The organism is Kibdelosporangium philippinense, assembly GCF_021390435.2.
Taxonomy (GTDB): domain Bacteria; phylum Actinomycetota; class Actinomycetes; order Mycobacteriales; family Pseudonocardiaceae; genus Kibdelosporangium; species Kibdelosporangium philippinense.
The window spans coordinates 928,044-950,344 of the sequence record NZ_JAJVCN010000003.1 but is presented as its reverse complement, the minus strand read 5'-3'; the positions used below and the strand labels follow the sequence as shown (position 1 = coordinate 950,344).

Genomic DNA, 22,301 nt, shown 5'->3' with positions numbered 1-22,301 from the left:
CGGGCATGCTCTATGTTCTCCGGGTGAGTGAAGCGACGTGCTCCCGGTGCGGCAGATCGAAGTCGTCCGCCGCACCGATGGAGGCTCTGGCTTGGGTTTCCGAGCGATCCAACGACCGCATGACCTGGCTGTGCCCGACGTGCGCCCGCGCGCACGTACGAGACATCGAGGGCAAGCTGCCGGAGGAATACTGGTGATCGATTTAGCAGTGCCCCCAGTACATCGGCCTGACTTCGATCGGTAGACCGAGCACCTTCGTGAGTTTGCGGCCCCACTCCAGCGCCGCGTCCAGATCGGGTGCCTGGATCACGGTGAACCCGCCGATGTGCTCTTTCCCCTCGACGAACGGCCCATCAGTGACGAGCGTGTCGCCGTCCTTGTGGTGCAACACGGTCGCTGTTCCCGGCGGGTGTAGCCCGCCGGCGAACACCCAGGCGCCCGCATCCCTGATTTCCTGGTTGAGCGTGTCGAGCTCCCGCATGATCGGGTCAAGGACCTCGGGCGGCGGCGGATCGCCGTCGGGTTGGTAGATCGTCAGCATGTACTGCTGCATGGTGTGTCCTCCTTGAATCGGCCTTCACCCCTTACACGAACGGCTTCGCCTGGAATCGACACTTCTGGCTGATGATGTGTTTGTCCAGCCAGCGGGGCTAGCGCACCCCCAATCGGTGATGATCAAAGTTTGGTCGAACACCGCTGCGGTCATGAAGGCCTTGCTGCCCGAGGCATCGTGCGGGAAACGACTTGGGTTCCGGTCGGGACTTCGTGTGTCAGGGCTAAGGATCCGGGCAGTCCAGGACGGGTCACCTGAGGGCGTTCCGGGCCTGGCCTTCGCCGCCGGTTGGTGACCAGCGGGGCCGTGTGCGTTGGTTGGCGCGACGGACGGTGGTGCGGTGATGTCTGCGGGATCCCAACGCTCCACTGTGGCCACTCCCTCGGCGTCACAGCGGGCTGTGGTTTGGCAGTTTCCTTGTGTGTCAGGCTGGATGGTTCGCCTTTGGTCACCAGCCCGGCGAGATAGGTGCCGAGCATCTGCCCTGGGAAACCGTAAACACTCGGGGCCGACTCGATCTCCGCTGTCGTCATTTGTTCGGCCTCCTGCGATGGGATATCGGGTTTCGGATGTGTTCATCATGGCTGGGGCTGTCGGTGGCCAGGGCCGGTTGGCTGTTGGCGGCATTGCGGGTTCGTTGTTGCCACGCGGGTGGGTCGAGTTGGGTGTGAGTGAGGGTGGCGGTGCCTTGGTGAGTGGAATGGTGGGTTGATTGTTGGGCGGTGCGGTGAGGCGCTTAGTTCGGTGATGGGTTACGCCGGGAGCGGGATGGGCGTGTGGCTGTTCTGAGGTAGAGGGCTGGTTGGGGTGCTGCTTGGTTTGGTGTTGTCGTGTGGGTTGTTGGGTTGGGCGCGTGTGGGTGGCCGGGATGGGTTGTCGGCTGTGTTTGCGGGTGACGGTGGGTGTTGGGGTTGTTGGGGCGGGCGCGTGGGTGGGTTGGTTGGTTTGTCGGCTGTGTTGGGGCGGTTTGGGTAAAGATTCGGCGTTGTTGGGTCGGGTACGTGGATGGCTGGGTAGGCCGTTTGATTGTTTGGGGTAGGCGTGGTGTGTGTGGAACGACGTGGTCGGGCTGTTGTGTGGTTCGGGATTGGTCGTCAGGTCAGGGCTTGGACGGGTGGGCGGGGTCTGTTGGCGGCGTTCAGATATGCGCGGGCTAGGGCGAGGACTACGGCGTCGACGTTGCTGCGTAGTTCGGCGACTGTGGTGCGGACGAAGTGCAGGCCAGCGTTGGTGAATGCTTCCTCTCTCCTGCGGATTGAGCGGTCGCGTTGGTTGCCGAAGTCCCAGGCGAGGCCCACGCTGTCCCACCAGGCGTCCGCTATTCCGATGGCTTGGCCTGCTGCTGTGTGCACTGGGACATCCCATTCTGGTGGGGGTAGGGGTGCTTCTTTGATCACGCGTTTTGCCCAGCTTTGCTGGACTGTGCTCGTTAGTGGGGGTGCCAGGATTTCGTTCATGAGTTCTCGCAGGAGCGCTGTCCCGCGTTGGGCTCCCGCGTCTATCTCTGCTCTCAGCTGCTCGATTGTGCAGAGGCCTGCTTCTATTGGTGCGAAAAGCAGTGCTCGTCGTTCTGATGGGTCACGGATTCGGCGGGCCGCGTCTATGGTCGCGCGGTGGGGTGGGGCGACCGCCAGTCCTTTGACGAGCCGGGGTCTTGGCATTCGCGATGTGCGTTCTACCTGTACGTACTCACGGGAGGACAAGCGGCGGGATGCGGGCACCAGGATGTGTACTTCGTCGGTGTCGAACGTGTACAAGCCTTGTGATCGCAGGGATTCGATGCCGGTGATCACCGCGTCTTGCCCGGCGTAGAGGACCGCTGCTTTGAGGCGTTGTCGTCTTGTCGGCGGGCCGCTTTTCAACAACAGCACCCCGGGCAGGAGCTGCTGCCATGGTCCGTCCGGTCGGCAGCGCAGGGCCACGGAATAGTTCGAGTGGCCCGCGGCCATCAGGGTGCTTCGGCGGACTACTGATTCTTCGTTTTCGGTCATGCTTCGATCTTGCTGATCTGGGCTTGAGTCCGAAAGTGGGGTTGGTTCTGCTGTGGATAACTTCTGGTGGCTATGGTCGAATGGCTCTGGTTTTCTCCAGGTCAGGCCTTGAAACCGGGTTGCCATTCGTCGACTATTTCGCGGACCGGCAACTCCGCGTCGAGCTGGCAGAGGATCCCTGTCGTACCCGCCAACACCCGGTGGATCAGCAGGTACTGCGGCGGCAGGTTCAGCGACCGCCCCGTCCGGAAGTCCTGCCCACCAAGATCACCGACTCGCTCCGCCTGCGACTGCATCCACTTCCTGGTGAAGTGGAATCGCTCAGTCAGCAGCGGCTCGATGAACGGCGCCAGGTAGGCCTGCACGTGTTCGGCGGGCACCTGGGTCCCTGGCCGGACGAAACCCTCCGCACGCAGCGTCTCGTACAGGCTCTCGGAATCGCCCTGCATGGCGAACCGCATCAACCGGCCCAACGGTTCCGGTGTGCCGCCTGGCAGCCTGGCCACTCCGCCGAAGTCGATCACGCACATCCGGCCGTCTTTCGCAAGCATGAAGTTTCCGGGATGTGGATCGGCGTGCAGCATCCCTGCCCGCGCGGGCGCGGAGTAGTGGAACAGCGCCAGCAGATAGCCGGCGTGGTCACGCTTCTCCTTCGCCCCCGCACGGATGATCTTGGCGAGCGGTTTGCCGTCCACCCATTCGCTGACGAGCACTTTCGGCGCGCTGGCGATCACTTTGGGGACGATGAAGTGTTCGTCGCTGTCGAATGCCGCCGCGACCGCGCGCTGGTTGTCCGCTTCCTGCCGGTAGTCGAGCTCCTCGGCCATCCGCGCGGTCAGCTCGGCCAACAGCGGCTTGATCTCGGTCCCCGGCACCAACGCCTGAAACAATCGGCTGAACCGGGAAAGCTGCCTTAAATCGGACATCAATGCTTCGTCCGCGCCCGGATATTGGACTTTCACCGCCACCGGTCGGCCGTCGTGCCAAATGCCGCGATGGACCTGACCGATACTCGCCGACGCCGCTGGTTGGTCGTCGAATTCCACGAACCGGGAACGCCACGAACGGCCCAATTGCTCGGCGAGCACTCGGTGCGTAGCCCGTGCTGGCATCGGCGGCGCCGCGGTCTGCAGCTTGGTCAGCGCCTCCCGATACGGCGCTGCCATGTCGTCCGGCACGGCCGCCTCGAACACCGACAGGGCCTGGCCGAACTTCATCGCACCGCCCTTGAGCTGGCCCAATACCGCGAACAGCTGCTCCGCGGTCTTGGCAGACATCTGGGCGTTCACTTCGGCGGCGTCCTGCCCGACGAGCCGTTTCCCCCAGCCGCCGACTACCCGGCTGGCGACCCCCAACGGGAGGCTGGCGAGCCGTGCCGTTCTGGCGACGGTCTTGCGCGGCATCTCGTTCACTAGCCCTGAGTATTCATGGCGATCTTGATTCGGGCGCCGTGTCGGAACAGGGAAAAGTGCTCCTGAGCTGGGAAGATGAGGTTGCTAATGCCTGTTCTTACCCATGAAGCTCTGGAGCACTTTCGACGTGGATGTTACTGGGTGGTCGCGGGATCTGGCGGTAGAAGTCGGTGGGCGTGGCGTGGTCAGTCATGCCGGGACCGCGGCGGTGCGGTTGCTGGCCGACCGCACCGGGTTGACGGAAGGCTTGTCGCGGGCGATGGCGCGGCGTGGGTTCATGCCGGTGCATGACCGTGGCCGGGTGTTCGCCGACACCGCGGTGTTGATCGCTGACGGCGGGCGGGTCCTGTCGGATCTGGCTGTCCTGCGCGATCAGGCCGAACTGTTCGGGCCGGTCGCCTCAGATCCGACGTTGTGGCGCACGTTGGACGCGGTCGGTCAGGTGCAGCGCAACAAGATCGCCCGTGTGCGTGCCCGGATCCGCGAGCATGTGTGGTCGTTGATCGAGCGACGGCACGGCCGGATTCCGCCGTCGCGGGTGGCCGACCGTGATCTGGGCACGACCGTGGTGGTCCGGTTGGATGGTTCGCTGGTGATCGCGCACTCGGACAAACAACTCGCCGCGGGAACCTACAAGGGCAGCTTCGGTCATCATCCGCTGCTGGCCATGTGTGACAACACCGGCGAATCGCTGGCCCTGTTGCTGCGCACAGGAAGCGCCGGATCCAACACGACAGCTGATCACCTCGAGGTCCTCGACGCCGCGATCGCCCAGATCCCGGCGAAACATCGAAGGAACCTTCTAGTCACCGTGGACGGCGCGGGCGCCTCCCACGGTCTCATCAAGTACATCACCGCGCTGAACGCCAAGCCAGGCAGGCAGGCGCACTACAGCGTCGGCTGGGAACTCGGTGCGCGGGAACGAGCCGCGATCGGCCGTGTCCCCGCGAAGGCATGGCAGGCAGTGCTCGATCACCACGGCGATCCTCGGCCGCTGGACAAAGCCGGCGTGGTGGAACTGACCGCGCTACTACGTCACCACCCCGACGGGGACCAACTGGAGAACTGGCCGGCCGATCTGCGGATCATCTGTCGTCGTGAGAAACCCCACCCCGGCGCACAGTTGTCCCTGTTCGAAGAAGCCGACGGCTGGCGCTACCAACTGGTGGCCACCAACACCCCGGGCAGCGGTTCGGGCGCCACCGTCCAGTTCCTGGAAGCCCGTCACCGCCCGCACGCCCGAGTCGAGGACCACGTCCGCTGCGGCAAGCAAACCGGCCTCGGTCACCTGCCCTCCACCAAGATCGAGATCAACCGGGCCTGGTGTCTGGCCGCCACCATCGCCATCGACCTGCTCGCCTGGCTGCGCCTGCTCTGCCTTGAGGGCACCCTCGCCAAAGCCGAACCCAAAACCCTGCGCTACCGGCTACTGCACACCGCCGCCCGCATCGTCCGCGGCCAACGCAAACGCAAGATCAAAATCCCGGAAACCTGGCCCTGGGCCGACCCTCTCGCCGCCTGCCTCCGGGCAGCGCTGGCCCTGCCACCACCAACTCGATGACCCCTGTCCCTGCCCCTCGACCTGAAAGGCCCGCCCCCCAACCCGGCGCCCAGCCAACACCGGCGGCCGGGCTCGAACCCTGACCATCACCACACAGCAACCAACTCAAGATCAACATCCGAACCGGCACAGGCGGACACGTCACCCACGTGAATGATCAAGGCTAGTGGTCGGAATGCTGGCCGACCGTCTCGGATTGCTAGGAGCACTACGGCTGGCACCGCTGACCTACCTCGGAGCCATTGCCGCACTGTTAATCAGCAAACGCTGTAGCCAGCGGGCACATCACGAGCCGCGAACACCACCACGCTGGAAAGCAAGGCCGCCGAAGGCGGCACGTGGGGGGTTTGGGGGGCTCGGCCCCCCAAAATAACAAAGGACGACCCGGCGAAAGTTGCGAAGCAACTGAGCAGGGTCGTCCTGAGGACGTGGAGGTGCCGGGAATCGAACCCGGGTCCTCTGTCGCCTCATCAAGGCTTCTCCGTGCGCAGTTCACTATGTCTCTGCTTGGCCCCGCTGGTCTCGTGAACTAGTCCAGTGTGACGGGCCCAGTCGCTGTTTGCTTCCCAACCGCGTCCCGCGACCGAACGCGACGGTGAGCCTTCTAGATGATGCCGGCGACCGGGCCGAAGGCACTCCCGGGCCGACAAGGGACGCTGCTACTGCTTAGGCAGCAAGAGCAACGTCGCGCTGAGTGGTTGCACTCTTGGCGCTTATTTTTTTGCGATGACGCTTGAGGTGGTCTCTCGCCTGCACCTGCACGCTTCCCTTAACTCAACGTCCAGAGTCGAAACCGTTCACCCCCTGGTTGTGGACTACTTCGCTCAATCATAACGCCCCGGGCCGGACAGTTCATTCCGGTTACCGCGCGGGGGTAGGGCTGGCCCTACCCCAGGGATACCTGCTTACTCCATCGCGGCTGTGACCTGGGCTTGGGATGCTTGTCGCCATGATGACTCAGGTGGAGCAGGTCGACGGGCGGCAGCATCAGCCGAAGGCCGTCGGCGCGAATGTCTACCTGCTCACCAGCTTCATCACGGCTGTGACGTGGTTTCCGCTGGTAGTGGGGTTGTTGTCGGCGTCGTTCGGCACGTTGGTGGTCTGGGTCGGGTTCCCGCTTCTGACGTTCACGATGATGCTGATCAGGGGTTTCGCCCGGATCGAGCGACGTCTCGTGTACGCGACGCTCGGCTACTACATCCCGGATCCGTATCGGCCGGTTCCGGCTGGCTTGTTCGGGTGGTTCAAGGGGCGGTTCTTCGATCCGGCGACGTGGCGTGACCTGCTGTATCTGTTCATCCTGCTGCCGGTGTCGATGTTTTCGTTCTCGTGGATGGTCACGGCTTGGGCGACAGGTCTCGCGTTGCTGACGCTGCCGATCTGGTACCGCTGGGTCGATGCCGGCAACATCTTGTTCGGAACGGACCGTGGGTTCGCGTACGTCGTCAACTCGTTCGACGACACGCTCCTCCCGGCCGCGGTCGGCGCGCTATTGGTGGCGATCGCGTTGGTGACGACTCGCTTGTTGGGAGTCATGCACGGCAAGCTGGCGCGTGCGCTGCTGGGTCCGAGCAAGGCGATGTTGCTGGCTGCGGAGGCCGCGCATCTGCAGGCGAGCCGGGCGCGCGGTGTCGACGCTGCCGAGGCTGAGCGGCGCCGGATCGAGCGTGATCTGCACGATGGCGCGCAGCAGCGGCTTGTCGCCGTGGCGATGGGCCTTGGCCGGGCCAAGAGCAAGATGGAACGCGACCCGGAGGGCGCGAAGGCGTTGATCGACGAGGCGCACGCGGACGCCAAGCAGGCCGTCGCGGAGCTACGGGATCTCGCGCGCGGTATCTACCCCGCAGTCCTCGGGGACCGTGGATTGGACGCGGCGCTGTCGTCGCTCGCCGCGAAATCCCCTGTGCCCGTTGAGGTTCAGGTTGAGGACGGGTTGTCGTCGGATCGGCGTCCGCCCGCGGCAGTCGAGAGCACCGCCTATTTCACGGTCGCCGAGGCGTTGACCAACATCGCCAAGTACTCCAACGCCTCCCAGGCATCGGTGCTGGTACACCGCGAGGACAACAAGGTTGTCGTGCAGATCACGGACAACGGTTTGGGTGGCGCGGAGACTCGCCCCGGGGGTGGCCTGGCCGGTCTGGCTGACCGGGCTGCGACGATTGACGGCGTGCTGACCGTGGTGAGCCCCATTGGCGGGCCGACTGTGATCCGGGCGGACCTGCCGTGCGAGTGGTGATCGCGGAGGACTCCGTTCTGCTGCGTGCCGGGATCGAGCGGCTGCTCGCGGACGAGGGCATCGAGACCGTCGCCGCCGTCGAGGACGGCGAGCGGCTGCTCGAGGTTCTCGCCGAGCACAAGCCGGATCTGGCCATTGTGGACGTCCGGATGCCGCCGACGTTCACCGACGAAGGACTGCGGGCCGTGTTGCGGGCCCGGGAACGCACGCCGGACTTGCCGGTGCTTGTGCTCTCGCAGTACGTCGAGGAGCGCTACGCGGTCGAGCTGATCTCGTCCGGGGCTGGCGGGGTCGGCTATCTGCTCAAGGAGCGGGTGGCCGACGTCGCCGAGTTCGTCGACGCGGTCAACCGGGTCGCTCGCGGCGGGACGGCCATTGATCAGGAGGTGATCTCGCAGCTCATGGCACGGGGCAGACGTAATCCCATCGACGCGTTGACGCCTCGCGAACGCGAAGTCCTCGGTCTGATGGCACAAGGCATGTCCAACGCGGCCATCGCGAAGTCCCTGACGGTCTCGGACGGCGCGGTGGAGAAGCACGTCGGCAACATCTTCGCCAAGCTGGGTCTCGAACCGAGCCAGGAGGAGCACCGCCGCGTGCGGGCCGTGCTGGCGTATTTGGAACGCAGGTAACACGACCTCAAAGGGTAGGGAAAACCCCCTATCCGGTCTGGGAGCAGACACCAGTGATCTTCCGCCCCCGATTCGCAAAGCTATTGGTAGCCAAGCGAAGTAGGGGGACACGGTGTCGAAGCGAGATCCTTTTCTTGACGTGGTCAGGGTTCTGGCCATCGTGCTGGTCGTGTTCCAGCACTGGCTGGTTCCGGTGCTCGGCTGGAACGGAACCGAGCTGACCGCCGGAAACGCTTACGCCACACCAGGTTGGTGGGTGCTGACCTGGATCGGCCAAGTGATGCCGTTGGTCTTCTTCGCCGGTGGGGCGGCGAACACGTTGTCGCTACGGGCGCATCGTGGCCGGGGCGGGTCGGACCGTGACTGGCTGTCCAGCCGCGTGCACCGGCTGGCGATCCCGATGCTGCCGTTGATCGCGGTGTGGCTGGTGGTTCCACACCTGCTCAGCACGCTGGGGGTGCCGACGCAGCCGCTGAACATGGGCAGCGGAGTCGTCGGCCAGCTGCTGTGGTTCATGGCCGTGTATCTCGCCGCGATTCTCGTGACGCCGTGGATGATCAAGGCTCAGGAGCGTTACGGGCTGCGCGTGTTCGCCGTTCTTGCCGGTGCCGCGGTGCTGGTCGACATCCTTCGCTTCGCGGATCTGCCGATGGTCGGCTTCGTCAACGCCGCCTTCGTATGGCTCGCGGTGCACCAGCTTGGCTTCCACTACGCCAAAAACCCGCCGTCGATGCGTGCGGCCGCCGCGATGGCGATCGCGGGCTTCGGAGCGACCGCGCTGATGGTCGGGTTCGGGCCGTATCCGCTCAGCATGGTCGGCATGCCGGGTGCGCCGGTGTCGAACGCGGGCCCGCCGACCACGTGCCTGATCACGTTGGGCATCGGTCAGATCGGCCTGGTGCTGCTTGCCCGTCCGCTCATCCGTTCACTGGTCGCCAAACCAGCGGCCGCGCAGGTGCTCACATGGGTCGGAGTGCGGTCAATGAGCCTGTACCTGTGGCACATGTCCGCCATGGTCGCGGTGGCAGGCGTGTGGACGATCGGCCTCGGCTACAGCACTCCCGAACCGGGCAGCCTGCTCTGGTTCGCGATGCTGCCGCTGTGGATCGGCTCCGCCGCCGCGGTGTTGTACGGGCTGCTGCGGGCCTTCGGCCGGTTCGAGGCGCACGCACCCGGCCCGCTCGTCGTCCAGCCGCCCGCGCTGCAAGTGATGCTTGGTACGGCAGCGATCGCAGTCGGCACGTTGGGCATCGCGGCGACCGGGTTCGCGCCTGGTGACAGTCTCCTGTCAACCGGTGCGACGATCTGGGGCGGAGTTGTCCTCAGTGGACTGCTGGCCGTGCGCTACCGGCTACCGTCGGTCAGCGTCGTCCGCAACGCCTAGGAGGCCGCTGAATAATCGGCGTGTCGCCCCAGGATGTGGGTTTGAGCTGGGAGAATCGTTTCATGCAGGGTGTGGAGCGTGGTGATCGGGAGCTGCTGGACGCGGAGGCGCTGGTCGGTCATCTGGTCCCGGCGGGGAGCATGTTCGCGTTCCTGGCCGGGCATCGCCGGAATCTGTTCCCCGATGGAGAGTTCGAGGATCTGTTCCCCTCGGGCAAGGGACGGCCCTCGATCCCGGCGTCGGTGATGGCCTCCATCCTGGTGTTGCAGACCCTGCATGATCTCTCGGATCGGGAGACCGCTGAGGCGGCCCGGTGTGACCTGCGGTGGAAGGTCGCGACCGGGATGGCATTGGACGACAAGGGATTCGACCCCTCGACGCTGGTGTACTGGCGCAAACGACTGGCCACCTCGGGGCGGCCGCATCGGATCAACGACGCGGTGCGCACGGTCGTCGAGGAGACCGGGATCCTGCGTGGCCGCCGCAAGCGGGCGGTGGATTCCACGATCCTGGCCGACGCGGTCGCCACCCAGGACACCATCACCCAGCTGATCTCGGCGATCCGGCGGGTGGATCGGCAGGTGCCCGGCGCGGCGGGGCAGATCGCGAAGGTGTGTACCGGCCATGACTACAGTCGGCCGGACAAGCCGAGGATCGACTGGGACGACCCGGCCGCCAGGGACGCGCTGGTCTCCGCGCTGGTCAACGATGCGAACGCGCTGGTGGCGGCGCTGGCCGATACCGAACTGGAAGGCGACGCGGAGTTCGCGTTGGCGTTGCTGGCGTTGGTCGCCGGTCAGGATGCCGAGCCCGCCGAGGGCAGTGACGGCACTGATGGGCGGTGGCGGATCGCCCGCAAGGTCGCCCCGGACCGGGTGGTGTCCACAGTGGATCCGGATGCGCGGCATACCCGCAAGTCCCCGGAGAACCGGCGGGACGGGTATCGGGCGCACGTGGCGGCCGAGCCCGAGACCGGGATCGTCACCGACGAGAAGGTGACCACGGCCGCCGGCACGGAGAACTCCGACCCCGCTGTGGCCGAGGAGTTCCTCGACGCCGAGGACGGCAAGCGCGCGTGGTACGGCGATTCCGCCTATGGCACAGGGGATCTACGCGGTGGGATCGACGATGCCGGGCATGAGGCGGTGATCAAGCCCAAGCCGCTGCGGGCTCCGGTCGAGGGCGGATTCACCGTGGACGACTTCACCGTGGACGACTTCACCGTGGACGACTTCACCGTGGACGAGCAAGCGGGCACGGTCACCTGCCCCAACGACATCACCCGCCCGATCAGCCGGACCCGGGTCGCCACCTTTGGCGCTCTCTGTCGTGCCTGCTCACTGCGTGCACAGTGCACCACGTCCAAGACCGGCCGTAAAATCGTTCTGCACCCACGAGATGACCTGCTGCGCCAAGCCCGACGCGACTGGGCGGACAAGCCCGAACTGCGCGAGAGCTACAGGACGTTCCGCCCCAACGTGGAACGGGTCATCTCCCAGATCGCCAGCCGCGGTGGCCGACGTCTCAAACTCCGATATCTAGGCACCGGCAAGAACAACGCCTGGCTCAAACGCCGCACCGCAGCCTTGAACCTCCGCAACCTCATCGGTCGCGGCCTGACCCATACGGCGGGCGCTTGGACCCTGGCTACCTGAGGGAAACCACGGCCCAACCCCCAGTCTTGGGGATTGTGAACCTCGTCGAGCAACCGCCCTGGGCTCCCTGAACGCCCAGCATCACCCATGAATCAGCAAGGCCCAGGTCCTCGCCTGCCATCACTCGGTGACAACCAACCCGCAAACCACCCTAATTCAGCGGCCTCCTAGCAACCGGGCAGGAGTGTCGTGCAGCGCTGCCCTGAGGAAATCGGGGCCGAGCCGCGCGTCCTCCGCCCACCGCGCGATCACTTCGATCTGGTGGGCGTATTCGTACGGGATGTTCGGGAAGTCCGTGCCCAGCACGACCCGGTCAGGGAAATGCACCATCCACGGCAGGAAGTCCGGCATGGGCGTGCCGAAGTCCACGCCGACCATGGTCGTGTCCACGTACACGTTCGGATACCGGCTGACCAGGTCGAACGCCGCGTCGTACTCCGGCATCCCGGCATGCGCGAGCACGAGCGTCAGCGACGGGTGGCGACGCATCACCTCAGCGAACACGTCAAGACCCGTGAACGCGCCACGCAGCGGGCCGTGTCCACAGTGCACAACCACGGGCACGCCTGCTTCGGCGATCATGCCCCACGCACTGTCCAGTTCGGACGCACGCGGGTCGTAGCCGCCGATCTGGACGTGCGCCTTCACACACCGCGCGCCCGCATCCAACGCTTTCGCCAGGTACGAATCGACATCGTGTTCCGGAAACAATGTCGCGGTCAGAACAGCATCCGGGGTACGAGCCGAGAACTCACGAATCCACTCGTTCAGCCATTCAGCCATCCCGGGTTTATGGGGATAGACCAACGGCGCGAACTTGACCACGCCGAACGAACGCAGCAGCCGCAGCCGCTCGTCCTCATCGAATCGATAGCGAATCGGCCAGTCGACGCCATAATTCTGAGCGGCGTTATCGAAATACGCCCAGATCTTGCGCAGCACCGATTCCGGCATAAAGTGCACGTGAATATCGATGAGACCGGGCAGGCCGAGGCCGGTCACCCAGGACCGGACCTCGGAGTCCTTCACCAGCCGCCGCCACGTTTACGCGCCCGGCCGACGGCCTTGACCATCTCGCGTTCGGCAGTCCGCTTTGCCAGGGACTGGCGCTTGTCGTACGCCCGCTTACCCCTGGCCAGCGCCAGTTCGACCTTGACCTTGCCGTCCTTGAAGTACATCGACAACGGCACGAGGGAAAGGCCGCTCTCCTTGGTCTTGCCGATCAGCTTGAGGATCTCGCCCTTGTGCAGCAGCAGCTTGCGCCTGCGCCGCGGCTCGTGGTTGGTCCACGTGCCCATCTCGTACTCGGTGATGTGCAGCCCACGCAGCCACACCTCACCGTCGTCCACCGTGGCGAACGCGTCGACCAGCGACGCACGACCGAGCCGCAGGCTCTTGACCTCGGTCCCGACCAGGACGATCCCGCACTCGTAGGTGTCCAGGATCTCGTAGTCGTGCCGCGCCTTCCGGTTCGACGCGATCACCTTCTGACCACGTTCTTTCGCCATGAACTGAACTTTACCCTCGCGTGCGAACGGTTAAGTTCGCACGTAGAGCCGCAGGGTGACGTACCCCGTGACCGCCGAGATCAGCATCGCGACGACGATCAGGATCGGCGCGACCGGCCAGAAGATGTCCAGTAGCGGGATTCTCGGGATGATGTTCGCGGCTATCGGTTCAGCGAGCACGTTGTCGATGAAGATCCCCTTGATACCGACGAGGCCACCGATCGCCAGCAACGCACCGACAAGGCCGGCGACCACCGCCTCCAAGAGGAACGGCAGCTGCGTGTACCAGCGCGTGGCGCCGACCAGGCGCATGATGCCGACCTCGGTCCGCCGCGTGAACGCCGAAACCTGGATGGTGTTCGAGATCAGCAACAACGCGGCGACGGCCTGAATGGCCGCCACCACCCATGTTCCGTTCCGGACACCGTTGAGCACGCCGAAGAACCGTTCGAGGAACACACCCTGGTCCTCGACCCGGTCGACGCCAGGTTTGTTGCTGTACGTCTGCACGATGACGTCGGCCCGGTCCGGGTTGCGCAGCTTCAGGTGGAACGTCGCCGGCAACGACTCCTTGCGGGTCAGTTCCAGCAGCTCAGGCTGGCCGGAGAAGACGCGCTGGAACCGGTCGAAGGCCTGGTCCTGGTTCTCCCAGCGGACGTCCTCGACGTTCGCGTCCTGGGAGAGCGCGGACTGGATACCCGCACACGGCTGCTGCTTGCAGTCCTTGTCCGTGGTGCTGATGTCCCTGTTGAGGTACACGTTGACTTCGACTTCGTCACCGAAGTTGTCGCGCATGTGGTCGATCATCCGGACCACCAGCAGACCGCCCCCCAGCAGTCCAAGCGAGATGGCTGTGGTCAGGATCATCGCGACGGTCATCGTGACGTTGCGCCGCAGTCCGGTCAGGACTTCGGTCAACACGAAACTGAAACGCATCGGTGCGGGTTTCCTCGCAGGTCGGGGGATTACTTCTTCGGCTTAGCGGCCCACGCCGTACACGCCTCGGGCGTCATCGCGGATGACCCTGCCGAACGCGAGCTCGACGACCCTGCGGCGCATCGAGTCCACGATGGAATGGTCATGCGTGGCCATCAGGACGGTCGTGCCCGTGCGGTTGATCCGCTCGAGCAGCAGCATGATGTCCTGGCTGGTGTCGGGGTCGAGGTTTCCGGTCGGCTCATCCGCGAGCAGCATCAGCGGCCGGTTGACGAACGCGCGCGCGATCGCCACACGCTGCTGCTCACCACCGGACAGCTCGTTGGGCATGCGGTTGGCCTTACCGTCAAGACCGACCAGCTCAAGCACCTCGGGCACCACCTTGCGGATGGTGTGCGCGGGCTTGCCGATCACTTCCAGCGCGAACGCCACGTTCTCCGCGACGGTCTTGTTGACCAACAGCCGGAAGTCCTGGAACACACAGCCGATGGACTGCCGCAGCCGGGGTATCCGGCGGCGCGACATCCTCGTGATGTCGAAGTTGTTGACGTAAAGCTTGCCCTTGGTGGGCACTTCCTCACGCAGCAACAAGCGCAGGAAGGTGGACTTTCCCGAACCGGACGGACCGATCAGGAAGACGAACTCCCCCTTGTCCATGTCCACCGAGACGTCGTCCAACGCGGGACGCGTCGACGTCTTGTAGCTCTTGGAAACATGTTCAAGCCGGATCACGGTCGCGGAGTCTACCCACGACCGTTATCGGCCCGTTGCCAAGGGATGGTTTAACACTCTCAGTTAGTACGCCGCCACCGAATTCCAGCCTCGAGGAATCCGTCGATATCGCCGTCCAGAACAGCGGAGGGATTCCCCACTTCGTACTCCGTGCGCAGATCCTTGACCATCTGGTACGGGTGAAGAACGTACGAGCGCATCTGGTTTCCCCAGCTAGAGCCGCCGTCGCCCTTCAACTCGTCCATCTTGGCCTGTTCTTCCTGGCGCTGACGCTCCAGCAGCTTCGACTGCAGAACGGCCATCGCGGAGGCCTTGTTCTGCAACTGCGAGCGCTCGTTCTGGCACGAGACGACGATTCCTGTCGGTATGTGTGTGATGCGTACCGCGGAGTCGGTCGTGTTCACGCCCTGGCCGCCAGGACCGGAGGACCGGTAGACGTCGATGCGCAGATCCTTCTCGTCGATGTCGACGTGGTCGGACTGTTCGACCACCGGAACAACCTCGACACCGGCGAAAGACGTCTGCCTGCGGCCCTGGTTGTCGAACGGCGAGATCCGCACAAGCCGGTGGGTTCCTTGTTCGACGGAAAGAGTGCCGTAGGCGAAAGGCGCCGTGACTTTGAACGTGGCGGACTTGATACCGGCTTCTTCGGCGTATGAGGTGTCGTAGACCTCGACTTGATAGCCGTGCCGCTCAGACCACCGCATGTACATCCGCAGGAGCATTTCGGCGAAGTCAGCCGCATCCACGCCGCCCGCTTCGGAACGGACCGTGACCAGTGCGTCACGTTCGTCGTATTCGCCGGACAGAAGCGTCCGGACCTCGAGCGTGGAAATGTCCGCGCGCAGCTTTTCGCGCTCGGTGTCGGCTTCGGCAAGGCTGCCCGCGTCACCTTCGTCTTCGGCCAGCTCGTAGAGCACTGGCAGGTCGTCGAGGCGTTGACGCAGCTCAGACACCCGCCGGAGCTCGCCCTGCTTGTGGGAGAGCTGGCTGGTCACCTGCTGCCCCTTCTCCGGGTCGTCCCAGAGGTCGGGGCGCGCGGCCTGCTGCTCCAGCTCGGTCACCTGAGCGCGCAGCGCATCGAGATCCGTCACCGCCTCGATGCTTTTCAACGTGGCGGAGAGATCGTTCAGGTCTGCTGCGACGTCCGGGTTCACGGCCAAGAAGGTTACGTCAGACCGCGTGCCGGTGCGTTGCCGGTCGGCTGTTTGCCGCCGACCGGCCTCTTTTATTCAGTCTTTCGGGACGGCTTCGAGCAGTTTCAGCGCCGCCCTCGCCCGGGACACCGCGAACTCGCCGATGGCCTTCGCGTAGTTGTCGTCAGTGTTCTTGACCGAGTTGCGGGCCTCTTCCAGCTCGGCGTTGTACGCCTGCTTCGCGGAGTCGACCAACGCGGTGCGCTGCTTCGCGGTCAGGTTGTTGGCGTGCACGAGGCGGAGGATCAGCGGGCTGCGCAGGTGGTCTGGACCAGGCTCTGAGGCAAGCCAGGTCTTGAAGGCCTTCTTGCCTGCGGCCGTGATCAGGTACTGCTGGCTGGAGCGCGGGCCCTGCTTGCCAAGGCGGACAAGGCCACCGTCGGCCAATGCGGGAAGCTCGCGGTATACCTGGCTGCGCGTGACGCTGAAGAACGCGCCAAAGCGCTCACGGGCCACCGCGACCAACTGGCCACCCGTCTTCGGGCCGTCATGGAGCAAGCCGAGCAGAGCCGCGGCTGTTGCGTTCAATTCAGACACCTAACCACCGTGCCATGAATTTCGCTCGCTGTCCACAATGGGCAGGGCATCTGTCCACAATGGCTATACCGTCACCCGGATGTCGCAAGTACACCCGATTGGCTCAGCGACTTTTTCGCTGCACCCACTCCGACCAGGCACGAAGCCATTCGTCCTGACCGGTCATAAGCTCAGCATGCCAGCGCCGCAACGAATCATCGTGCTGCGAAGAACTTCTTTCCTGATGGGCGAACGGGTCCGGCAACCAGGAACGCTGTGACGCCCACACCGTCCGCCAGCTCTCCTGCGCGGGCGCGGAGAGCAGTTCGAGCCGCATCCCGGTCCAGTACAAGAGAGTCTCGGTCACGGCGGCGTCGCGAAGTCGCTTGTCGGCGAACCAGGCGGCTTTCTCCTGCAAACGGCCCAACTGGTTCACCAGAATGGTCACCGCCTCGTTAGCGTCCTGTCTGGACTGATCGGCCAGGTGCATCTGCGCCCGTACGGCAGCTTCCCAGAGTTCGCCGTGCTTACGGGCGTTGGCGCGAAGGCGGGGCGGACGCCCTTGGCGCGCCGCGGCTTCCAGTTGGCGGCTGCGCGCGAGTGTCGCGTCGATCAGCGAACGATGTGCTGTGGCCACGTCGAATGGCCGGTCGATGATCGGCATCGTCGGCGGGTTCGTGCGGAGATCGTGCAGGTATTCCCTACGCCCGCGAAGGAAAGACTCGATCGACGGCACGGCGACAAGATGCGTCGAAGCCAGTTCCCACTCGCGCGCCACGACGATCACATCGGAATCCTGGTGCCAGCAACGAGCCGCCCACAGCTTGCGTCTGGTGTGCAGCAACGAAGCCGGCCGCGGTGTGCCGTTCACAACGACGTGCGCTGGCACGGGATCGCCGTCCACTGGATTCTCGTCACCCATGCTGTCCAGCAAGTTTTCCAAGAAGTAACGCAGATCTGGCGGTCCTTGCCTGCTCTGCGACCACCGCGCGGTGTGCACCTGGACAAGCGGTCCACTTGGTCGCATCAGGTCGCCATAGGCAAGACCGATGCTTTCCACGATGCCATCGTTGATCTCAGCCTCGCCGAGTAAGCGAGGCTGTGGCGCGGGTTCGGCCATGCCGAGTAACGGCAACGAGCTCCCCCGGACCAGGCGCTCATACTCAGCCTCCTGCCGGGAAAACAAGGCCTCCATCTCCGGTGAGGGGGGCACGAGCTCCATGTGCCCAGTGTGCCAGTTCAACCACTCGCCGAACACAGTCGGCGCGCCGGTCGGCGGCTGATCCACGGTCAGCGGTCGGTGCAAGGCTCCGACCGGCCACGAATAGCCGCAGCGTGATCCAGTTGCCGTAGCGCAGAGCGGTCACATCGTCACGGCACGTGTCGATACTCAAACTCCACAATGGACATCCAAGAAATTTCACTCGGGCAGGTCGATTGCACGCGTGCGGCGCAGTATCCGACTTGCGGAGCTTGACAGCAGCGATCGTGCTGACGCGGTTCAGCCGACTTCTTCCGCCATGTGAACGAAGGAGCGGCGGACGGTATATCGAAGCGCCAACGGTTTCCTGACGAGATGCACTGGATGCCCTGCGCCGCAACCGAACCCACCGCCCGAGTGCACCCTTGTGCCACACAGCCAGCTTCGTCCGGACGAAGGATGCCCGCGAAGCGATTGGGCTGCATGCCTTCCGCGCCCCCGAATGGACGAACCCGCTGTCCTGCCGGGACTTGTGCGTCATGACCGGTCACAGTGGATGGGAAGCGAACGTCTACAACGAACGGTCGGCCATCGAACCAAGCCGTGGACAAAGCTGAAGGGCCTGGCAGATGCCAGGCCCTTCACCATCTGGTAGCGGGGACAGGATTTGAACCTGCGACCTCTGGGTTATGAGCCCAGCGAGCTACCGAGCTGCTCCACCCCGCGTCGTTGTAAGGACAACTCTACATGGTCGTGTCGAGGCATTTTCACGGGGGTCGGGTGACCGGAAAAGTGGGGTCCCCGTCATTGCGGTCACCAGCGCCTTTGAGCACGATGAAGGCATGTCGAAGCTCGTGCTCATCCCCCTGTTCGACGGGATACAGAGCCTCGACGTGACAGGCCCGCTCGAGGTCTTCACCGGAGCGGCGCGCTACGCGGGCCGGAACACCTACGAAGTGATCACCGCCTCGGTGGGCGGAGGTGTGATCAGAAGCTCAAGCGGCCTGAGAATCACCCCGGACATAGATCTCTACGAAGCACCCGAACCCCACACCCTGCTAGTGCCAGGCGGATACGGCACCTTGGACGGTCAACCCGAGTTGGTGGACTGGTTCCGTGAGCACGCGATGAAAGCAGAGCGAGTGGTGTCGGTGTGCAGCGGAGTGTTCCTGCTGGCGCAAGCAGGCCTGCTGTCCGGCCGTCGAGTAACAACCCACTGGTGGCGCTGGTCGAAGAAGACCTAGTACGGCAACCGCACTGTGTGATCTTGGTGTGGGGTCGTGATCATGGACGCGGCCACCGCGTGATCAACTTCAAGGTGTGTTAGGACTCGAAGCAGACGCGGTGGCCGCGTCGAAGACTGTAGTTGATGATCGCCTCACGCGGTGGCGAGCGGGGTTCGATGAGATGTTCGCGCTGGTGGCCGGGCGTTTCGCGCAGGCGGACTCACGTCGCCGGGCACGGATGTACCTGCTGGGACTGCTCTCGGCAGCCGAGCGTAAGAACTCCTGGACCATCGCGGAGCAGGCTGGTGACCTGACTCCGGATGGCATGCAGCGGTTGTTGAACTTCTACCGCTGGGACGCCGAGGCGGTGCGGGATGATCTACGTTCCTATGTGCTGGACACTCTCGCCGACCCCAGCGGGGTCGTGGTGGGCGATGAGACAGGTTTTCTCAAGAAGGGCACCAAATCCGCCGGCGTGCAGCGTCAGTATTCCGGCACTGCCGGGCGTATCGAGAACTGCCAGCTCGGCGTGTTCCTGACCTACGTGTCGTCGCGGGGGCGGGCGTTGATCGACCGAGAGCTCTACCTGCCGAAATCCTGGACCGGTGACCGGGAGCGGTGTGCCGAGGCGGGCATCGCGGACACGGTCGGGTTCGCGACCAAACCGAAGCTGGCGCGGCGGATGCTCGAACGACTCATCGCCAAGCACGGCAAGCAGACGGTGGGCTGGTTCACCGCCGACGAAGCCTACGGCGACAACCCCGGACTGCGGGACTGGCTGGAGGACGAGGACATCAACTACGTCATGGCGGTCTCCTGCGACGACCGGTTCACCACTCCAACCGGGCCTCAGCGAGCCGACGAACTCGCCGCGACCGCGCCGAAACGAGGCTGGCAACGACTCTCAGCCGGTAAGGGCAGCAAGGGACATCGCCTCTACGATTGGCTGCTCATCGACCCCGGCGCTGACGAGCACCTCCTGCTGGTGCGTCGCTCGATCTCCAAGCCCAGCGAGCTGGCCTACTACATCTGCCACAGCACCCAACCAGTACCCGTCGCCGAGTTGGTCCGGGTAGCCGGATCCCGTTGGGCGGTCGAGGAAACGTTCCAGTTCGCCAAGAACGAGACCGGACTGGATCACTATCAGGTGCGCAAGTACGACGTCTGGTACCGGCACATCACCCTGGCGATGCTGGCCGCCGCGTTCCTCGCCGTCACCGCATATCGAGAACGCGGCCGCAATGACCAAAAAGGGGCGATCTCGCCACCTTAAGCCAACTGATTCCGTTGTCCTGTAACGAAATTCGACGACTCTGGGCCACCCTCACCCACCCGGTCCACCCCGAAACCCACACCAACCACTGGTCAGACTGGCGACGACGCCACCAAACCCGAGCCCGCCGCAGCCACTACCAGCGACAACACCTCAAATATCACAAGGTGCGGCTGCCGTAGTAGTGAGGCGTCGCCTCGGACCGCCGAGGTAGGTGGCTGAGCTGGGCTTCCGCGACCAGCTTGATTTTGGCCAAGCTCACGCAAGGACCTGCGGTCATGATCGGCAGACCGCCACCACCCGCTGCGCCGAAGTCCGATCATCCGTGATGACCGGCCGTGCCACTCCAAAGTGGCTGGTCAGACAACGAGTCTGTAGATATGGAGCGGGCACACTCGACGCTATGCCGCCGAAAAACTTGATTCAAATGTCGAAGTTCAAGGGGCCTAGTTGATCTAGGCAGGGAATGCGCCCTGATCATCGCCAGACATCTGGTGATGTACCTGAGAAGGCCGGGAAACCAAACCCAGTTCAGCGCCCCACTGACCCTGCAAGCGGCGGAACGCCAACCGCTGAGAGACGTCCAGCAGTGGATCATCGAGCACCCAGGCGCAAAACTCTCGGTAGAAGCCCTAGCAGAGCGAGCAAACCTCTCCCCCCGCCAATTCGCCCGAGTCTTCACAGCAGAGACAGGCATGCCCCCCGGCCGCTACGTGGACCGAGTAAGGCTGGAAGCAGCCCGAAGACTCCTGGAAGACACAGCGGCAGGAATAAACCGCATAGCCAGAGACTGCGGCTACGGAACCCCAGAGCGTTATTCATGAGGGTTACCAGCCGAGTCGATAGAACTCGAGCGATGTGATGATCCGGATGATGTTGGGGAGCTCGGAAAGGCGTCCTCGATAGCCGGTCGCAATCATCTTCCAGTTCTTGATATGCGCGATGCATCGCTCGACGGCGGATCGAAGTGAGGAGATGAATTTATTGTTCACCTTGTCGCCAGCCGAGAGCTCGCCGCCCTTTGGCTTTTTGCGAGGCGTAATCGTGTGAGTGCCCTGATAGGCAGGGTCACCGATGACTGAGGTCTCGGCCAGAAGATCTTCCCAGTCACACTCGGCGAACGCTTTCCGGTCATGCATCGAGCCAGGCAGAGGGGCGGATATTCCCAGCAGGCCTCCCTCCGTATCGGCGGCGACCTGGATGTTCAGCCCCGCGCGGCGCCGCTTGCCGGAGAAGTTGTCTTCGTGACCAGCACGGTTGCCGGTCGGGACATCGGTTCCGTCGACCAGGACGAGCCGGCCGCGGATGGCCTCCTTGAGGTTTGGAATGTGCAGGCACAGGGCCTGCCCAATCAATGGGAGAATGCCTCGATAGATCCGCGATACGGTCGACTGACTGACGCCGAACAGATCGCCCACGGCCGCCTGGTTCAGATTCTGTCGGACGTACACCAAAGTGATCACGACAGCGCGATACAGTCCCACGGTCGGAGGCCACGCTTGGTTCTCATGGCATTGGATGATCTGCCAGATGCGCGCGACAAGCTCCTGGATCTGGTCAGCAGCAAGCCCTGTAGTAGACTGATAACGCAACGACCCCGCCTGTAAGTTGTCTTCTGTGAGAGGAAAACGATCTTACTTGCCTGGGGTCGTTGTCCTATTTTGAGGTGATCAAGTCGCCAGAATAACGCTCCCAGAAACAATGCGCCGAGCCTTCATAAGATCCCTAGGAGTCTCCCCCGCCGAATACCGCCGCCGCTTCTAACCCCAAAACCCGCCCCACCCCCACCAGCATCCCCCAAGCCGCCAAACCCACCCCACGTTAAAACAGGCACAAGCCCAAAGGCAGCAAAGCCACCCAAGCCACAGTCGCCAACGGCCCCGACAAGAACGCCAACCCAAAGAGGCCAAAGGCAAAGCCGCCCGCCCCAAAAGAGCCAAAGCGAAAGGCGACAAGCCACCGGCTGGTTCAAAGCAAAAGCAACCAGCGCTGGAAGGCAAGGAGCAAGCACCGTGGGGGGTTTGGGGGGCTCGGCCCCCCAAAACAATGCGAAGCGGCCCCCGCGAAAGTTGCGAAGCAACTGAGCAGGGGCCGCCCGGCCGAGTAGCGGGGACAGGATTCGAACCTGCGACCTCTGGGTTATGAGCCCAGCGAGCTACCGAGCTGCTCCACCCCGCGTTGGTTGCTTTTAGTTTACTTGGGGGTTGCCGGGTGGAGCAAATCGGGGTGCTCTTTGGTGTCTTCCGCCGTGGTTGTCGTTGTTTCCGGATGTCAGCGGCCGCTGTGGTT

Annotated in this window: 20 protein-coding genes, 2 tRNA genes and 1 other RNA gene; 9 read left to right on the top strand and 14 right to left on the bottom strand. The window is 64.1% G+C overall.

Features of this window, described 5'->3' with window-relative positions:
• Nucleotides 1-23: 23 nt before the first annotated feature.
• On the top strand, nucleotides 24-197 hold the full coding sequence (locus LWC34_RS36350) for a hypothetical protein (RefSeq protein WP_372496696.1): 174 nt from the start codon (nucleotides 24-26) through the stop codon (nucleotides 195-197).
• A 5-nt stretch (nucleotides 198-202) separates the two neighbouring features.
• Here LWC34_RS36350 and LWC34_RS36345 read toward each other — a convergent pair whose 3' ends face one another.
• From LWC34_RS36345 to LWC34_RS36335, 3 genes are all read right to left on the bottom strand, one after another.
• On the bottom strand, nucleotides 203-553 hold the full coding sequence (locus LWC34_RS36345) for a YciI family protein (RefSeq protein ID WP_233729772.1): 351 nt from the start codon (nucleotides 551-553) through the stop codon (nucleotides 203-205).
• A 1,094-nt stretch (nucleotides 554-1,647) separates the two neighbouring features.
• Nucleotides 1,648-2,544 carry a hypothetical protein gene (locus LWC34_RS36340; protein WP_233729771.1) on the bottom strand — a complete coding sequence of 299 codons (897 nt, stop codon included), beginning with the start codon at nucleotides 2,542-2,544 and terminating at the stop codon, nucleotides 1,648-1,650.
• Nucleotides 2,545-2,645: 101 nt separating this feature from the next.
• Entirely contained in the window at nucleotides 2,646-3,947 is a 1,302-nt protein-coding gene (locus LWC34_RS36335) for an ABC1 kinase family protein (RefSeq protein ID WP_233730947.1), read from the bottom strand.
• Between the two features lie 112 nt (nucleotides 3,948-4,059).
• On the opposite strand from LWC34_RS36335, the gene LWC34_RS36330 reads away from it, so the two are divergent.
• Nucleotides 4,060-5,517 (top strand): IS1380 family transposase, encoded by a 1,458-nt coding sequence (locus LWC34_RS36330; protein ID WP_233722402.1) that lies wholly within the window; start codon nucleotides 4,060-4,062, stop codon nucleotides 5,515-5,517.
• 426 nt (nucleotides 5,518-5,943) lie between these two features.
• On the opposite strand, the gene ssrA is transcribed toward LWC34_RS36330, so the two are convergent.
• Nucleotides 5,944-6,322: a transfer-messenger RNA gene (ssrA, locus tag LWC34_RS36325) on the bottom strand.
• A 144-nt stretch (nucleotides 6,323-6,466) separates the two neighbouring features.
• On the opposite strand from ssrA, the gene LWC34_RS36320 reads away from it, so the two are divergent.
• The 4 genes from LWC34_RS36320 to LWC34_RS36305 all read left to right on the top strand — a co-directional run bounded on the left by LWC34_RS36320 (nucleotide 6,467) and on the right by LWC34_RS36305 (nucleotide 11,424).
• Nucleotides 6,467-7,753, top strand: coding sequence for a sensor histidine kinase (locus tag LWC34_RS36320; protein WP_233729770.1), 1,287 nt, complete (start codon nucleotides 6,467-6,469; stop codon nucleotides 7,751-7,753).
• A complete protein-coding gene (locus tag LWC34_RS36315; RefSeq protein WP_233729769.1) occupies nucleotides 7,741-8,385 on the top strand; it encodes a response regulator transcription factor in 645 nt (214 codons plus the stop codon). Before LWC34_RS36320 ends, LWC34_RS36315 begins: the two co-directional genes overlap by 13 nt.
• A gap of 112 nt (nucleotides 8,386-8,497) precedes the next feature.
• Complete coding sequence (locus LWC34_RS36310) at nucleotides 8,498-9,769, top strand: acyltransferase family protein (protein ID WP_233729768.1); 1,272 nt, start codon at nucleotides 8,498-8,500, stop codon at nucleotides 9,767-9,769.
• Between the two features lie 62 nt (nucleotides 9,770-9,831).
• Nucleotides 9,832-11,424 carry an IS1182 family transposase gene (locus tag LWC34_RS36305; protein ID WP_233729767.1) on the top strand — a complete coding sequence of 531 codons (1,593 nt, stop codon included), beginning with the start codon at nucleotides 9,832-9,834 and terminating at the stop codon, nucleotides 11,422-11,424.
• 156 nt (nucleotides 11,425-11,580) lie between these two features.
• On the opposite strand, the gene LWC34_RS36300 is transcribed toward LWC34_RS36305, so the two are convergent.
• The 8 genes from LWC34_RS36300 to LWC34_RS36265 all read right to left on the bottom strand — a co-directional run bounded on the left by LWC34_RS36300 (nucleotide 11,581) and on the right by LWC34_RS36265 (nucleotide 18,239).
• Nucleotides 11,581-12,453: an amidohydrolase family protein gene (locus LWC34_RS36300; protein WP_233729766.1), complete on the bottom strand. Its 873-nt coding sequence runs from the start codon at nucleotides 12,451-12,453 to the stop codon at nucleotides 11,581-11,583.
• A complete protein-coding gene (gene smpB / locus LWC34_RS36295; protein WP_233729765.1) occupies nucleotides 12,450-12,932 on the bottom strand; it encodes an SsrA-binding protein SmpB in 483 nt (160 codons plus the stop codon). Before smpB ends, LWC34_RS36300 begins: the two co-directional genes overlap by 4 nt.
• A gap of 30 nt (nucleotides 12,933-12,962) precedes the next feature.
• Nucleotides 12,963-13,868: a permease-like cell division protein FtsX gene (ftsX, locus tag LWC34_RS36290; RefSeq protein ID WP_233729764.1), complete on the bottom strand. Its 906-nt coding sequence runs from the start codon at nucleotides 13,866-13,868 to the stop codon at nucleotides 12,963-12,965.
• A gap of 42 nt (nucleotides 13,869-13,910) precedes the next feature.
• The gene (ftsE, locus tag LWC34_RS36285) at nucleotides 13,911-14,600 is read right to left on the bottom strand and encodes a cell division ATP-binding protein FtsE (protein ID WP_233729763.1); all 690 of its coding nucleotides are present in this window, start codon (nucleotides 14,598-14,600) and stop codon (nucleotides 13,911-13,913) included.
• A gap of 59 nt (nucleotides 14,601-14,659) precedes the next feature.
• Entirely contained in the window at nucleotides 14,660-15,757 is a 1,098-nt protein-coding gene (gene prfB, locus LWC34_RS36280) for a peptide chain release factor 2 (protein ID WP_233729762.1), read from the bottom strand.
• Between the two features lie 75 nt (nucleotides 15,758-15,832).
• Complete coding sequence (locus LWC34_RS36275; protein WP_233729761.1) at nucleotides 15,833-16,333, bottom strand: helix-turn-helix transcriptional regulator; 501 nt, start codon at nucleotides 16,331-16,333, stop codon at nucleotides 15,833-15,835.
• Between the two features lie 103 nt (nucleotides 16,334-16,436).
• Nucleotides 16,437-17,534, bottom strand: coding sequence for a hypothetical protein (locus LWC34_RS36270; RefSeq protein WP_233729760.1), 1,098 nt, complete (start codon nucleotides 17,532-17,534; stop codon nucleotides 16,437-16,439).
• 628 nt (nucleotides 17,535-18,162) lie between these two features.
• Nucleotides 18,163-18,239: transfer RNA gene (locus LWC34_RS36265), tRNA-Met, on the bottom strand.
• Nucleotides 18,240-18,355: 116 nt separating this feature from the next.
• On the opposite strand from LWC34_RS36265, the gene LWC34_RS36260 reads away from it, so the two are divergent.
• The 3 genes from LWC34_RS36260 (at nucleotide 18,356) to LWC34_RS36250 (ending at nucleotide 20,836) form a co-directional block, all read left to right on the top strand.
• Nucleotides 18,356-18,757: a DJ-1/PfpI family protein gene (locus tag LWC34_RS36260; RefSeq protein WP_233729759.1), complete on the top strand. Its 402-nt coding sequence runs from the start codon at nucleotides 18,356-18,358 to the stop codon at nucleotides 18,755-18,757.
• A 163-nt stretch (nucleotides 18,758-18,920) separates the two neighbouring features.
• Nucleotides 18,921-20,012, top strand: coding sequence for an IS701 family transposase (locus LWC34_RS36255; protein WP_443667746.1), 1,092 nt, complete (start codon nucleotides 18,921-18,923; stop codon nucleotides 20,010-20,012).
• Between the two features lie 497 nt (nucleotides 20,013-20,509).
• Nucleotides 20,510-20,836 (top strand): helix-turn-helix domain-containing protein, encoded by a 327-nt coding sequence (locus tag LWC34_RS36250; protein ID WP_233730946.1) that lies wholly within the window; start codon nucleotides 20,510-20,512, stop codon nucleotides 20,834-20,836.
• Between the two features lie 3 nt (nucleotides 20,837-20,839).
• Here LWC34_RS36250 and LWC34_RS36245 read toward each other — a convergent pair whose 3' ends face one another.
• Both LWC34_RS36245 and LWC34_RS36240 read right to left on the bottom strand, forming a co-directional pair.
• A complete protein-coding gene (locus LWC34_RS36245; RefSeq protein ID WP_233724674.1) occupies nucleotides 20,840-21,604 on the bottom strand; it encodes a transposase family protein in 765 nt (254 codons plus the stop codon).
• Nucleotides 21,605-22,116: 512 nt separating this feature from the next.
• A tRNA-Met gene (locus tag LWC34_RS36240) sits at nucleotides 22,117-22,190 on the bottom strand.
• Nucleotides 22,191-22,301 lie beyond the last annotated feature (111 nt).